This is a genomic window from Vibrio galatheae (assembly GCF_000967545.1).
Lineage (GTDB): Bacteria > Pseudomonadota > Gammaproteobacteria > Enterobacterales > Vibrionaceae > Vibrio > Vibrio galatheae.
The window spans coordinates 169,555-183,539 of sequence record NZ_JXXV01000016.1; the positions used below are offsets into that span (position 1 = coordinate 169,555).

The 13,985-nt window shown below is 44.9% G+C and carries 12 protein-coding genes; 5 read left to right on the forward strand and 7 right to left on the reverse strand.

The annotated features are described in order from the left end of the window. A complete protein-coding gene (gene xthA, locus TW81_RS09300; protein WP_045955433.1) occupies positions 1 to 807 on the reverse strand; it encodes an exodeoxyribonuclease III in 807 nt (268 codons plus the stop codon). Between the two features lie 278 nt (positions 808 to 1,085). Between xthA and TW81_RS09305 the strand changes: the two genes are divergently transcribed. Beyond that, on the forward strand, positions 1,086 to 3,203 hold the full coding sequence (locus tag TW81_RS09305; RefSeq protein ID WP_045955434.1) for a methyl-accepting chemotaxis protein: 2,118 nt from the start codon (positions 1,086 to 1,088) through the stop codon (positions 3,201 to 3,203). A gap of 71 nt (positions 3,204 to 3,274) precedes the next feature. Here the strand turns inward: TW81_RS09305 and TW81_RS09310 are convergent, their stop codons facing one another. The 5 genes from TW81_RS09310 to dinG are packed head-to-tail and all read right to left on the reverse strand — an operon-like array spanning position 3,275 to position 8,021. Next, positions 3,275 to 4,408, reverse strand: a complete 1,134-nt coding sequence (locus TW81_RS09310; RefSeq protein WP_045955435.1) for a ribosomal protein uL16 3-hydroxylase — start codon at positions 4,406 to 4,408, stop codon at positions 3,275 to 3,277. Then, positions 4,396 to 4,566, reverse strand: a complete 171-nt coding sequence (rsmS, locus tag TW81_RS09315) for a pleiotropic regulatory protein RsmS (RefSeq protein ID WP_045955436.1) — start codon at positions 4,564 to 4,566, stop codon at positions 4,396 to 4,398. Before rsmS ends, TW81_RS09310 begins: the two co-directional genes overlap by 13 nt. Continuing rightward, positions 4,566 to 5,114 carry a primosomal replication protein gene (locus TW81_RS09320; protein ID WP_045955437.1) on the reverse strand — a complete coding sequence of 183 codons (549 nt, stop codon included), beginning with the start codon at positions 5,112 to 5,114 and terminating at the stop codon, positions 4,566 to 4,568. Before TW81_RS09320 ends, rsmS begins: the two co-directional genes overlap by 1 nt. A 7-nt stretch (positions 5,115 to 5,121) precedes the next feature. After that, positions 5,122 to 5,901, reverse strand: a complete 780-nt coding sequence (locus tag TW81_RS09325) for a sulfite exporter TauE/SafE family protein (RefSeq protein WP_045955438.1) — start codon at positions 5,899 to 5,901, stop codon at positions 5,122 to 5,124. A gap of 47 nt (positions 5,902 to 5,948) precedes the next feature. Beyond that, on the reverse strand, positions 5,949 to 8,021 hold the full coding sequence (gene dinG / locus TW81_RS09330; protein ID WP_045955439.1) for an ATP-dependent DNA helicase DinG: 2,073 nt from the start codon (positions 8,019 to 8,021) through the stop codon (positions 5,949 to 5,951). A 515-nt stretch (positions 8,022 to 8,536) separates the two neighbouring features. Between dinG and TW81_RS09335 the strand changes: the two genes are divergently transcribed. Together TW81_RS09335 and TW81_RS09340 are read left to right on the forward strand one after the other, a co-directional pair. Further along, complete coding sequence (locus TW81_RS09335) at positions 8,537 to 9,511, forward strand: porin (RefSeq protein WP_045955440.1); 975 nt, start codon at positions 8,537 to 8,539, stop codon at positions 9,509 to 9,511. Positions 9,512 to 9,650: 139 nt separating this feature from the next. Continuing rightward, a complete protein-coding gene (locus tag TW81_RS09340; RefSeq protein WP_045955441.1) occupies positions 9,651 to 10,322 on the forward strand; it encodes a DUF2057 family protein in 672 nt (223 codons plus the stop codon). Between the two features lie 68 nt (positions 10,323 to 10,390). Here the strand turns inward: TW81_RS09340 and bioA are convergent, their stop codons facing one another. Continuing rightward, positions 10,391 to 11,671: an adenosylmethionine--8-amino-7-oxononanoate transaminase gene (bioA, locus tag TW81_RS09345; RefSeq protein WP_045955442.1), complete on the reverse strand. Its 1,281-nt coding sequence runs from the start codon at positions 11,669 to 11,671 to the stop codon at positions 10,391 to 10,393. Positions 11,672 to 11,802: 131 nt separating this feature from the next. Between bioA and bioB the strand changes: the two genes are divergently transcribed. After that, complete coding sequence (bioB, locus tag TW81_RS09350) at positions 11,803 to 12,855, forward strand: biotin synthase BioB (RefSeq protein ID WP_045955443.1); 1,053 nt, start codon at positions 11,803 to 11,805, stop codon at positions 12,853 to 12,855. Further along, on the forward strand, positions 12,842 to 13,984 hold the full coding sequence (gene bioF / locus TW81_RS09355) for an 8-amino-7-oxononanoate synthase (protein ID WP_045955444.1): 1,143 nt from the start codon (positions 12,842 to 12,844) through the stop codon (positions 13,982 to 13,984). Before bioB ends, bioF begins: the two co-directional genes overlap by 14 nt. Position 13,985: the final 1 nt, after the last annotated feature.

The following is a 13,985-nucleotide window of genomic DNA, read 5'->3' on the forward strand; positions in this document are numbered from 1 at the left end:
TTACTTAAACGTTGACCAAATCGGTGCGTGGTCAGAGGGCTTTTCAATACCACGAAGTTCGTAATCGATATCTGACTCAACACACTTCTCAGCCAGTTTTGGCGTTGCCAGCACCACGTCGATACGTAGTCCACGGTTGTCGTCGAAGCCACGAGAGCGGTAATCAAACCATGAAAAACGATCGTTAACCTCTGGGTGAAGTTGACGGAAGGTATCGACAAAGCCCCAATCAAGCAGTGTTTTCAACCATTCACGTTCTTCCGGTTGGAAAGAACATTTACCTGTTTTCAACCAACGTTTACGGTTTGGCTCTCCAATACCGATATCTGCATCGATAGGGCTGATATTGATATCCCCCATCACTATGAGCTGCTCATCGTTATTATGATGTTCATTCAAATAGCTCATCAGATCTTTATAGAACTGGCGCTTATAAGGATATTTGGTCTCGTGAGCAATATTATCGCCTTGAGGGAAGTAGCCATTTAATACCGTAACTTTTTCACCGTTGTCATCCTCTAACGTCACCATGATCATACGCTTTTGATGATCTTCGTTATCGGTTGGAAAGCCTTTTTGAACCGAAATGGGTTCTTTCTTACACAACATAGCGACGCCATAGTGCGCCTTCTGGCCATGGAAGTAGACCTTGTAACCCATGGCTTCAACATCTTCGATGGGGAAAGCTTCATCGTGCACTTTGATTTCTTGCAAACCAATCACATCCGGTTGATGCTTATCGATCACGGCTTGTAGTTGATGAAGGCGGGCACGAAGACCGTTGATATTGAAAGAGATGACTTTCATTTCAATTCCTTGATTTTGGCTGTTGGTATTTAGATTGCCTAATACTATACCCAACTCATTTTAGAATGCGAGACTGGTTGGTATACCTAGCGTAACATTCTTTCGTGTAGCGCTGGAGCATTTGAATAGATTGAAGTGCTGAGGTAAGTATGGGCGCGTGGTTATCTCGCGTTAGTAACAATTTTTTAAACTTTCGATTGATATCTACTTTATTTATGTTGTAATTCACTGATACCTACGTTAATTCAAAAACACCGAGTTTGCTAAAAGGATGTATTATGCGAACGTTATCTGTGCAGTGGAAAATTACACTTCTTGCGGGTATTTGCTTACTTGTCACCTCTCTATCGTTGATCGGATTCTCCGTTTATAACGCGATTTCTAATCAGCATCAGATCAAACAGCAGAGTTCTAATTCTGTTATTGATAAATCTGAGCAGATTGTTGAAACACGCGCCTTACTCAACGCGACTCAGGTTTCTGAGTTCCTCAGTGAATCTTTGTATCGAGCAGAAATGCTGGCATCTAGTGTGATATTTCAGAAGAATTTGAGCGAAGAAAATTTTGGCGATAGTGAAGAGTTACGCACTGCACTAGATGAGATGGTTCGTCGAGCCGTTATCAATTTTGCTAGTGTCCAAGGCGCTTATTTGGTGTTCGAACCCGATATGCTCGATAGCGAAGACAGCAACTATGTTGGGGCTGAATATGTAGGATCAAATGAGACTGGCCGTTTTGCTCCCTACTGGATGACAGCGCAAAATGGCGAGAATGTGGTCGCCAACGTGCTTTCTGAAACTGTGCTGAAAGATGAAGTCAATAGTGAGCGTTTTTATTGTCCATTGGCTGCAAAAGAAGCGTGTATCACCACGCCGCGAATCGTAAATCAAGATGGCGGAGCATTTCTTACTAGCTCTATTTCTATTCCTCTGATTGTTGAAGACACAGCGATTGGTTTTTTTGGTATTGACCTCCGACTAGATAACCTAGCTTCGATTGTCGTAAATTCTGACCAGCAGCTTTTCTCAGGTAGCGGCAATGTCAATTTGATTAGTTTAGATGGTACCTTGATTGCGAGTGACAACCCGTCAAGTCAGGTAGGACAAGCGTTTTCGAGTGAAATTGTTTCCTCTGAGCAGCTAACCGATCTGTTATTTGGCCAAGTCGTCGAGACCCAATGGAGTGACAACGGGCAGTGGCTGACTGTTTTTGCTCCTATTATGGTAGCTAACCAGACATGGGGCATATTGTTTGACTTGCCGCGCTCAAGCGTACTGGCGGATGCGGAAGCGCTTGATGCCACTATAAGCCAGCAAGTTGAGGCAAGTGTGACCACTGAACTGATTGCAGGTGTTGTCTTAGTCATATTGGGGCTAGCCACTATCGCGATTTCAGCTTCTCGCTTGGTCAAACCGATCCGGGAAGTCGTTGCCCGCTTAGAAGATATCGCTTCGGGTGAAGGCGATCTGACTCAGCGCTTGGAAGTAACATCTAAAGATGAAATAGGAAAGTTAGCGGTAGGCTTCAATGGCTTCTTGGATAAATTGCAGTCCATCATTAGCGAAGTGATTGATACAACAAATCAAGTGGGCACCACTATTGAGCAATCTCGCGTTGCGGCGCAACAAACTCGAACCAGTAGTGACTCTCAGTTTAGAGAGGTCGATTTGGTGGCAACGGCTTCAGAAGAGATGACTCAGACCGCTGGGTTGGTAGTTCAAAATGCAGAAGTTGCGGTGAGAGAGGCTGAAAAAGCCAACGAAGCTGCTGCGTCAGGTCAGCAAGTGATTGAGAGATCTCAGCAGGAGATGATGAGATTAGTCGAGCGCATGACGGCTGCAGTACCTGTTGTCGAAGAGCTTGCCGCGAACAACGCCAACATCACCGAGATTTTGGCAGTAATTGAGGGTATTTCGGAGCAAACAAACTTACTTGCGTTAAATGCAGCCATTGAAGCGGCAAGAGCGGGAGATCAAGGACGCGGCTTTGCTGTCGTTGCAGATGAGGTTCGCAATCTCGCTAGTCGGACTCAAGAGTCAGTCGGCGAAATTAGGCAAGTGATCGAAAACGTACAAAACGGTACGCGTGACGTGGTTCAAGCGATTCAAGATGGTAACGATTTGGCGAACGACTCGGCTACCCAAGTGCAAAATGCAGCAACAGAACTAAGCCAGATCTTCGCAGCCATCGCGTCAATTAACGACATGAACTCGCAGATTGTTAAAGCGGCCGAAGAGCAGCAATCGGTATCGGCTGAAGTGAACCAAAGCGTTAGTAATATTCGCGATTTGAGTGCCCAGATTTTGAGTCAGGCAGAGGAGTCCGAATTAGTGAGTGCTCAAATTGGTGATTTGTCTGACAAACAGCAGCAATTGGTCAATCAATTTAAGGTTTAAACCAACGGACGTTAAACAAAAACTAAAAAAGGCTTCGTTGTATGCGAAGCCTTTTTAATTGCCGATGATCGCTAGTCTAGGTACCAATACCCCTTATTGACGAGTTCTGTCAGCAAGTTGAGCGCTGATTGGTCGTCGAACTGTGGTAACGTTTGGATATCGATGGTTTCTCTATTGCAGACGGCATTGAGTAGCCAAGGCTGAGCGATACGAAATCTATCGCCATTTATATAGGCAACGTTCGTTACGTTTTGGTGATAGAGCGCTTTGAGCCCTGAGACTTTACGTATTGTGCCATTAGCGTCTAAATGTTGGTAAATCTCTATCGGTTGGATTGGCTCTTCAGGCTCAATGATATCGAGCTGGTGGCGAGATTGACTCAGCATGGCACCAAGAAGTTTTTCAATGTCCCGATCTGAATTTAGCGCTTTTTTTAGCATCTGCGTGAGTAGAGTCGTATCGCTCGAAAGGATTTCTCCGTGAGCATTTTGCGTTCTCATATCAGGGTTGTGTAGATGAACGTCACCTATCTCATGTGCCAATACATAGTCAGCGAAATTGCTCAGCAACTCTTGCTCTTTTGGCGAACGAAAACCGATGGAGTAGCTCATACTAGGTTCAAGGGTATGACCCTCATGAGGAAACCCCGGTGGTATGTAGAGAATATCTCCGGGTTCAAGGATTTCATCAATAATCGAGTCGAAACCTTCAATCTGCCTCAGTGCGCCTCCTTGAATGGTTTCAGTATACTGACCGACATCTTTGTTACCTACTCGCCAATGACGTTTGCCACTACCTTGAATGATAAAGACATCGTATTGATCGATATGTGGCCCAACACCACCTTCGGGGGCTGAGAAGCAAACCATGAGATCGTCTAGTAACCAGTTAGGTAAACGCTTGAAAGGCTCAAGAAGTTCCGCAGCACCTAAGTGCCAGTGGTTACAGGCTTGTACTACCAGTTGCCAGTGCGATTCCCCCAATGACTCGAACTGAGATTCGGTGAATGGTCCATGCTTTGCGCGCCATCGATTGTCTTGATTGGAGATCAGGCGTGAATCAATCTCTTCCTCCATTGCCAATCCCGCCAGTTCATCAGGGGATATTGGGTCGATGAAATCATGAATACCGTTTTTGATGATGGTTGGTTGTTTATGCCAATATTGAGCGAGAAACTGAGGTAAATCGAAAGTTAATTGGTACATGGGTTCCCCAGCTTCCGCTCTAGATCGGCTTGAACAATCTTAATCGCTTCCAATGCCACTTGAGGATCAACCTCGTTGCTTTCTAATAGGTAGATCAAATCAACGGCGAGTTTAATTTCGTCTGGGGCGTTATCTAATCCAGAGTTAGAACAAGACATCACTGATTTCTCTCTCTATAAGTTATCTGTTTTTCAATCTTAAGTTTGGCTTCTTGGCAGCGTTTCAATCTTTGCTCGGTGGCAATGAGCGATTGTTGGGCAGACTGCTGTTGGAAGGGAGGGGCGTACTGAAGAGCAAGCTCTTTGTCTCGTACCATTTCCATTAAACGTCGTTCCCATTCCTGATGTTGCGCGAGGTGCTGATATAGTTCATTGATGGGTTTTCTGTAATAACTGCTGTGCTTTGGCTCATGTTTGCGGATAGTCGTCGTTGCTAATTCGCGTTTAATAGCACTGATCTGGGCTAACAGCCGCTCGGTTAAATATTCTGCGCGCATTGGCGTCAGCTTACCGGCGTTCTCTTCTCTGATAATACTATCTAAGGTTGCTTGAATCTCTTTGACACAGGGCACTAATAGCTTAGCTCTACATTGGAACAGTCGCTCATCAAACAGTGGCAGGTGGTGTTCACCACGTTGGCGATCCAGAGCTGCAGCATTGACGGCCAGTTGTTCCAAGGTCGGTTGTAGCTGTTTAACTATACTCATGTGAAGCCTAAAGATTAACGAACCAAGCTTGGTAAGCGAGCTTGACCGCGAGAATACTGACGACGGTGACAAATACCGGGCGAATAAATTTTGCGCCAAATCGAATTGCAGAGTGGGCACCAACGAAAGCGCCTGCCATTAAGCAGACCCCCATGGTTAAGCCTAGCAACCAGTCAATATGACCAAGAATTGCAAAAGTAATTAACGAGGTAAAGTTGCTGGTGAAGTTCATCGCCTTGGCAAGCCCAGAGGCAAGCAAAATGTTAAGCCGGTACAACGCCATAGAGCTAACGGTCCAAAAAGCTCCGGTCCCCGGCCCAGCAACACCATCGTAGAACCCAAGCGTCAGCCCTTGCGCATACTGTTTTTTGTGTAGCGTAGGGCAGGGCTGTGGTGATTCATTGTGGACATTGGCGGGTGTTTTATGCCAGACAGTATAAATAGCAGCAGCGAGAATAATAAGCGGTAAAATCTTTTCAAGCCATTGGGTACTGATCAAGTCGACGACCAGAGTACCGATAATTGCACCAGTTAACGTGGCAGCAAACGCGCGTCCCCAGCATTGAGGTTTAAACAACTTTTTTCGATAGTAGGTAAAAGCCGCCGTAGACGATGCAAATGTCGCGGCTAATTTGTTGGTGCCAAGAGCTATATGTGGCGGCAACCCCAAAGAAAGCAAAGCTGGAACCGTTAACATTCCGCCACCGCCTGCGACCGCATCAATAAATCCAGCTAAGAAGGCGACAAGTGCCAACACCAACAGCATGGTTGGCTCAAAAAATTCCATATAGTTATTCTACTTTTATTATAAAGGTCCAGGTCTATAGACCTTAATTATTCGATAATGCGTTTAAATGGTGGCAATGAGTCAAGCAATGCACTGCCATAGCGCTTGGTTACGATGCGTCGGTCAAGAATGTAGACTTTACCAGAATCTCGTTCTTTACGCAGCAGACGCCCGACAGACTGAATCAACTTTTTACTCGCTTCCGGTACAGTAATTTGCATAAACGGATTGCCGCCCCGGCTTTCAATATACTCTGCATGTGCTTGCTCAACGGGTGAGGTTGGGACAGAGAATGGAATCTTAGTGATAACTAAGTTCTCTAATAAGTCGCCAGGTAAGTCTAAACCCTCCGAAAAGCTGCCAGTACCAAACAGAATACTTGTTTTCTGGCATTGAACTAATGCTTTATGTTTTTTTAGGATTTCTGAGCGCGACTCCTGCCCCTGAATTTGCAGCGCCCAGCCTCTTTTTACAAAATCTGTTGAGAGCGCGTCTGCGACTTGATTCATCTGCCAATAAGAAGAAAACAGCACTAGGTTTGCTTTGTTGGCTTCTACTATCTCGGGTAGTTTCTCGATCAGTAGCTCCGTAAATTGCGGCGCTGACGGCTCGCAGCTCATTTTGGGTACATGGAGCTCTGCTTGATTCTGGTAGTCAAATGGCGAGGCCAGCGCAAGAAATTTAACACCGTCACCTGGCTTTTCACTGATACCCGCTTGACGACAGAAAAAGCTAAATGAGTTGAGTGCGCGCAGCGTTGCTGACGTCAATACGGCGCCGACGCAACGACTCCATAGCTGTTGATCCAGCTGCCAGCCCACTTCAAGGGGCGATACGTTGACGACAAAATCTCCTTCCCGATCTGGGCTAACTTCCAACCAACGTGCCAGTGGTGCTCCTTTATCTCTTAGCGGTTCAGCCATTAGCTTCCAGACTTGGGCGAGGTTATCCATACGTTGGATATAAAAACCAAACTCAGCCAAGGCAGGCTCGGCGAGGCGATTGGATAGCTCGCCATCCTTTACTCTTTCTGCAATGAGGTCGGCGATTTTCGCAACCGCTTGAGCGCCTTTAGAGGAGAGCTTTTTTAGTTCCTTTGCTTCTTCATCCAGCCAACTCGGCAGTTCGCCATTCTCGAAACGATAAATATTTTCTTCAAAATGAGCGGGGTCAAAACGAGTGGCTAACTGATTTAGTGATGGAACAAGTTGCTGTACCGAATCCTGCAGTTCATTGCGGAATCGAGCGACTCTTTTTTCATCGGTCATACTGGCAAACTTTGTTACCGCTTGATTGAGTTTCTCTAACCAACTGGATGCACCTTTAAGGCTCGCTGCCGCTGATGAGTGATCGCGTGCCACGTGGGGTAAATGGTGCGCTTCATCGAACACATAAATAGTGTTTTCAGGCTCAGGGAGAATAATGCCTCCGCCTAAATCAGCATCGGCCATGACTAAACTGTGATTGGCGATGATGACATCAGCTTTATCTAGCTCTGAGCGCGCTTTCTGAAAAGGGCAGTTACGATGGGCTGGCATACTAAGATTACAGCTATGCTTGTCACTAACAATCAGTTGCCACAGCTCATCCTTTATTGGTTTTGGCCAACTATCACGATCGCCATCCCACTTCCCCTGTGCGAGTGATTTGTACATGGTTTCTAATAACTCGACATCTTTCTTCTTCGGTTTACTCTCAAACATCGCGAGCTGGCCACCATCAACACCACTGGCTGAGGCGAGCTTCTCTGCGCAGCAATAACGTTGGCGACCTTTAGCCAAAATAAAGGAAAATTCCCGGTCAGTGAGCCTTCTATATAGAGGTAGATCTTTACTCACCAGTTGTTCTTGAAGTGCGACGGTTGCGGTAGAAATGACGACTTTGCGATTATTGAGTACCGCAACTGGAATGGTTGCCATTAAATAGGAAAGCGATTTACCAATTCCAGTCCCTGCTTCCGCAACAATCATCCGGGTAGATCTGTGATATTCACCACATAGCGTTTTTGCTATTTCCGCAACAAGATAGTTTTGCGCTCGACGAGGCACAAAGTTTTCTAGCTGAGATTGTAAGTTTTGATAACTAGTGCGGATGGATAGTTGGATTTTACTGGTTAGCATACTGTGACCTATATTGCGGGTATCGCATCATAGCACAGTTCTCTAAATACTACTTAGTTCACGAAATAGAATCCTTATTAATTAAATGTGGATCTTGTTCACAAAAAAAAACTGAACCTTCAGTGACTTAGATTTAATTCCAATTGTAAAAAATATATCACGCCAAAGCTTCTTTATTGATGGTTCAATATCCTGTATTGGTTGGTTTTTTTATTATAAATTAGAGGAAAATTTTGTTTTTGGTTGTGATAAAAAACACGCCCCAATAGACGCGCAATGTATGAAGTTGCTCGAAATTTAAGCTTGTAAAAATGTAACATGCTGATAATTATATATTTTATGTATTTTTAGTATTGCTTTTTAGAACATTTGACACGCCGCATAATCTTTTGCAATCTAGACCTCGCATTTAGTGGCGATGATATCCGACCATAAAGAGATTGGAATCATCATCAAAAAACATAAAGGGAACCGGACAAGGAATTCCCATTCTATAGAAAAGGCAGTGGATTATTATGAAAAAGACTCTAGTAGCTCTTTCAGTACTTATGGCAGCAACGTCTGCTCAAGCTATCGAACTATACAACCAAGACGGTGTGACTGTTAACTTATCTGGTGATGTGGAAATACGTTACCTGAAAGATATCGGTGTTGACCAAATCACTAAACAAGAAATCGACGACGCTGACTTCGGCTTCGACACTCGTTACGCTGTAAACGACGATTTCCAAGTTGGTGCTTATTTTGAGTTCTCTGGTGATGACGGTGACCGTGCTGTAGGCAATACTTCTGTAGGTAACGTTTACTTTGGTTTCTACCACAATGCATACGGTACACTTAAAGTTGGTAAACTAGATACTATTCTTGATGATGCTGGTATCGGTGCTGACTACATTTTCGGTGTTAACTCGTTCTTTACCGATGCTGGCTTCGGTGGTGACGAAGCAGTACGTTACGACTACGACAACGGTTCTTTCTACGCTGGCCTAGGTCTAATCCAAGACAAGCACGATGACGGCGCAATCGGTGTAGACGGTCATTACGTTGACGCTAAAGTAGGTTACCGTGTGGCAGGTTTCGACTTCACAGTACTGTACGGTGATACTGAGCTTAAAGGTGTTGACAGCGATTCTAATGCTCTTAACAAAGAAGATACTCTAATCGCTGGTGAAGTACGTTACGCTGGTATCGAAAACCTAAACCTAGAATTAGGTTACTACAACGTAGATTCTAAGCCATTCGGTGGTTCTTCTACTGATGTTAATACTCTAGCTGTAGCTGCAGATTACACTTGGAACAAAGTTACATTCGCTGGTGGCTTCAGCACAACTGACTACAGCACTGCAGCAGCTGGTACTGATTTTGACCAATGGTTCCTAAACGCGGGTTACGGTATCGCACCTAACACTACAGTTTACGTAGAAATTGGTGACAACGACAAAGCTAACACTGACCTAGGTTACGGTGTTGGTATTAAAGCTTCATTCTAATTGAAGACTTTTGAATACTAAAATAAGCCACCCATTTGGGTGGCTTTTTATTTTTATAACAATAGCTTATTGGCTTTTAACCTAGTTAAGCTGCTGTTAGAATTAAACTCGTGATCGCAGAATTTAAGAGATGTTAATTATGAAATGGATTCTTACGCTTTTCGCACTGTTTTCTTTTTCAGTGGGTGCTGCAGTAATCATTCCGGAAAAAGGCTTGTCTATCCTTTATGTTAATGAGCAAAAAGCAGAATCAAAGATTGGACGCCAGCAACTACCTCAAGGTGATGTGCAGTTAGTTGTTAAGATGGATAAAAAATTAGGCCGTGGTAACTCAGCTAAAGTGTTTACTTCTAATCCTTTTGTCCTTTCTTTTGTTGTTACTGGTGAAGAAATTACAATTGATACCCCTGTAGCGAGAAGTGCTCAAGAAGCTACCAATGCTTTCAAATCACAGAGACCTGAATGGAAACTTGTCCAAGATGGTGAGCCGCTTGAGTATCATCAAGAAATGTTGCCATCAGACGGCAAGTTGTTTCCTTACCTTGCCATGGATAAGCTAGTTGCAGAATACAACCAGTCAAAAGGAATTTTCTTTGAAGGTGGCAAGCTAATTAGCAAGCCAGTAGAAGCTCAAGCTATCGCAGCAGCGACTACAAGCACTGCTGTTACATCAACAGCAAGTAAAGTTGAAAAAACGTCTCCAGCTAAGCCTGTTGCTTCAAGCAATGTTGAACAGCTAAAAGCTTGGTATCTAAAATCATCGAAAGAAGAGCGCAAAGAATTCCGCCGTTGGATGATTGATCAAGAATAATTTGCTAGTTCCTAGTTCCTAGTTCCTAGTTCCTAGTTCCTAGAATAGTAAGGGACTAGGAACTGACTTTAATAATTAAAATAATCTTCGCACTCCAAAGCGCTTTCTATTGCACCTACTAGCTTTTCAATATGTTCTGGCTCGCTAATATAAGGCGGCATCATATAGATAAGTTTGCCAAACGGACGTATCCACACCCCTTGTTCAACGAAGTGGGCTTGGATGGTTTCCATATTCACAGCCGTAGTTGTCTCCACTACACCTATCGCACCTAGCCATCGAACGTCTTGCACGATAGGGTATTGTTTTAACTTTGGAAGCAGTTGGGAAAATAGCTGTTCTATTTGCTTAACTTGCGTTTGCCATTGGTTGGTTTCTAATAACGCCATACTCGCTGCTGCGACAGCGCATGCGAGTGGATTGCCCATAAAAGTAGGGCCGTGCATAAAACAACCGGCTTCACCACCACAAACAGTATTGGCCACTTCACTTGACGCAAGCGTCGCAGACAAGGTCATGTAACCGCTGGTTAGCGCTTTCCCCACACACAGAACATCAGGTTGAATCTCTGCATGTTCACAAGCGAACATCTTGCCTGTTCGGCCAAATCCGGTCGCAATTTCATCGAGAATAAGCAAGATCCCAAATTGATCGCACAGCTTTCTCACCCCTTTGAGAAAGTTAGGGTGGTAAATACGCATTCCACCAGCTCCTTGAACAATCGGCTCCAAAATAACCGCTGCTATTTCTTGATGATGCAGAGTTATTTTATCGCGGAAATCGTCAAGATCGCTTTCATCCCACTCTTGCCAGTAACCTGTTGTGGGGGATTTCGCAAAGATATGCTGTGGAAGAAAGCCTTTATACAGGTAGTGCATTGAGTTATCAGGGTCGGTGACTGACATGGCAGCAAAGGTGTCACCGTGATAGCCATCGCGCAGGGTAAGAAATTTTGGTCTAAATTCCCCTTTTGCGTGCCAGTACTGCAGTGCCATCTTTAAACTCACTTCAACGGCAACAGAACCGGAATCCGCGAGGAAAACATGCTGTAAATTACTCGGTACTAAAGAGAGCAGTTTTTTACATAGATTGATAGCGGGTGCATGAGTGATTCCACCAAACATGACATGTGCCACTTGATCGATTTGATCATGTGCGGCCGTATTGAGAGTAGGGTGATTATAACCGTGAATAGCAGACCACCAAGATGACATACCATCGACAAGCTGCTTCCCATCCTCCAGGTGTAACATCACCCCAGATGCAGATGTAACTGGGTAGCAGGTCAGAGGTGTTATCGTAGAAGTATAAGGATGCCATATATGACGGCGATCGAAAGCGAGATCCATATCGAGTCCTAGAAATGATTTGATTGCTTAATAATCAAATGTAAACCTTGTTATTTTTGTATTGTTGACAGTCTACCTTTAGTCGGTAGACTAGCCAAGTCATCAAACCAATAATAATCAAAGGAAAGCACGTGGAAGTACGTCATAACTGGACTGCACAGCAAGTTCGCGACCTTATGGATAAGCCATTCATGGACCTAGTGTTCGAAGCGCAACTGGTTCATCGTCAACATCAGCAGCACAACCATGTCCAGGTCAGTACCCTGCTTTCGATTAAAACCGGCGCTTGCCCTGAAGATTGTAAGTACTGCCCGCAAAGCGCCCGTTATACAACAGACATTGAGAAAGAGCGCTTGATGGAAGTAGAGCGCGTGCTCGATGCGGCGCAAAAGGCCAAAAATGCAGGTTCAACCCGTTTCTGTATGGGCGCTGCGTGGAAAAATCCAAAACAGCGAGATATGCCGCACTTGACAGAAATGATCAAGGGCGTAAAAGGCATGGGATTAGAAACGTGTATGACGTTGGGAATGTTAACGTCTGAGCAAGCCAAGTCACTCGCGGATGCTGGATTAGACTATTACAACCATAATTTGGACACGTCGCCGGAATTTTACGGCAATATCATCACTACACGTACCTATCAAGATCGTCTCGATACCTTGTCACACGTGCGTGATGCAGGAATGAAAATCTGCTCAGGCGGTATTATCGGCATGGGAGAAAGTGCCAACGACCGAGCGGGCTTATTGATAGAGCTTGCTAACCTTCCCACTCACCCTGAAAGCGTACCGATTAATATGTTGGTTAAAGTGAAAGGAACGCCACTTGAAAATGTGGAGGATGTTGAACCTTTTGATTTTATCCGCCTAATCGCAATTGCTCGCATCATGATGCCGAAGTCCGCTGTGCGCCTATCTGCCGGGCGAGAGAATATGAACGAGCAAATGCAAGCGCTATGTTTTATGGCTGGGGCCAACTCAATATTTTATGGTTGTAAGCTGTTAACTACGCCTAATCCCGCGGAAGACAAAGACATGCAGTTGTTTGCTAAGCTGGGAATTAATAGTCAGCAAGTCTCGCAAAAGCCTGATGAGATTGAAGAGAACGATCTGCTCGATCGCGTTGTAGAGCGTGTAGCCGCAAGACCAACTCAAGACGACCTATTCTACGATGCCAGTGTTTAATGAGCGCATCCAAGCAGCGCTTTATGAGCGTAAAATACAGGGTTTGACTCGTACTCTTCACTGTATGCAGCCCAGTGGTGCAACTGACATTATTTACAATGGTGAAACATACCTCAACTTTTCGAGCAATGACTATCTAGGGCTTGCGACAGATAGAGAGTTAACCCAAGCATGGCAGAAAGGGTTAGACCAGTATGGCAATGGCAGTGGGGCGTCGCCTTTGGTGACGGGGTTTAGCTCTGCTCACCAAAAGCTGGAAGAGACGCTATGTAACTGGTTGGGCTTTGGGCGTGCAGTTTTGTTTGGCTCTGGCTTTTCGGCCAATCAAGCGCTGCTATTTTCGTTATTAAATAAACACGACTTACTGCTACAAGACCGATTAAATCATGCTTCTTTAATCGAAGCCGGAAACTTGTCTCCGGCTCGGATGAAACGATTTAAGCATAATGATGTCGGTCATTTAGAAACTTTGTTGATTGAGAACGCGCTTGTGGTTACTGAAGGGGTGTTCAGTATGGATGGCGATCTTTCGCCTCTTAAGCAGATCAAAGCGGTTACGCATAACAAGGGTTGGTTAGCAGTTGATGACGCTCATGGCATTGGGGTATTAGGAGAGGATGGAAAAGGTAGCTGCGCATTCGCTGGTATTAAACCAGAAATGCTGATTGTCACCTTTGGCAAAGCATTCGGATTATCTGGCGCTGCCATTTTGTGCAGTGAGTCCATGGGAGATTATCTTACCCAGTTCGCGAAGCATCATGTCTATTCAACAGCGCTACCTCCTTCTCAAGCGGTAGCACTCACCAAAGCAGCGCAGATGATTCAGACTCAGCATTGGCGACGAGAGCACTTAGTGGAACTCTCCCAGTGTTATTATGAACAGCTTAGCGAGGTTGACGGTTTCACCAAGACGCAAACCCCAATCAAACCCTTTATGTTGGCTACGTCTCAGCGTGCACTTGATGTGTCTAATATGTTACGGCAACAAGGGTTTTGGACTACGGCTATTCGTCCGCCAACGGTACCTCAAGGTGGTGCACGGCTTAGGATCACGCTGACGGCCAATCACGATAAGCACAATATCATCAAACTCGCCAATGCTCTTAAGCAAGCAGTGAAAGGAATATAAG

What these genes read in the sequence shown, in the direction of transcription:
- bioA (WP_045955442.1), bottom strand. Translation starts at nt 11,671, where the DNA reads ATGGATCTCGCTTTCGATCGCCGTCATATATGGCATCCTTATACTTCT.
- bioF (WP_045955444.1), top strand. Translation starts at nt 12,842, where the DNA reads ATGCCAGTGTTTAATGAGCGCATCCAAGCAGCGCTTTATGAGCGTAAA.
- xthA (WP_045955433.1), bottom strand. Translation starts at nt 807, where the DNA reads ATGAAAGTCATCTCTTTCAATATCAACGGTCTTCGTGCCCGCCTTCAT.
- TW81_RS09325 (WP_045955438.1), bottom strand. Translation starts at nt 5,901, where the DNA reads ATGGAATTTTTTGAGCCAACCATGCTGTTGGTGTTGGCACTTGTCGCC.
- dinG (WP_045955439.1), bottom strand. Translation starts at nt 8,021, where the DNA reads ATGCTAACCAGTAAAATCCAACTATCCATCCGCACTAGTTATCAAAAC.
- TW81_RS09320 (WP_045955437.1), bottom strand. Translation starts at nt 5,114, where the DNA reads ATGAGTATAGTTAAACAGCTACAACCGACCTTGGAACAACTGGCCGTC.
- TW81_RS09340 (WP_045955441.1), top strand. Translation starts at nt 9,651, where the DNA reads ATGAAATGGATTCTTACGCTTTTCGCACTGTTTTCTTTTTCAGTGGGT.
- TW81_RS09305 (WP_045955434.1), top strand. Translation starts at nt 1,086, where the DNA reads ATGCGAACGTTATCTGTGCAGTGGAAAATTACACTTCTTGCGGGTATT.
- rsmS (WP_045955436.1), bottom strand. Translation starts at nt 4,566, where the DNA reads ATGTCTTGTTCTAACTCTGGATTAGATAACGCCCCAGACGAAATTAAA.
- TW81_RS09310 (WP_045955435.1), bottom strand. Translation starts at nt 4,408, where the DNA reads ATGTACCAATTAACTTTCGATTTACCTCAGTTTCTCGCTCAATATTGG.
- TW81_RS09335 (WP_045955440.1), top strand. Translation starts at nt 8,537, where the DNA reads ATGAAAAAGACTCTAGTAGCTCTTTCAGTACTTATGGCAGCAACGTCT.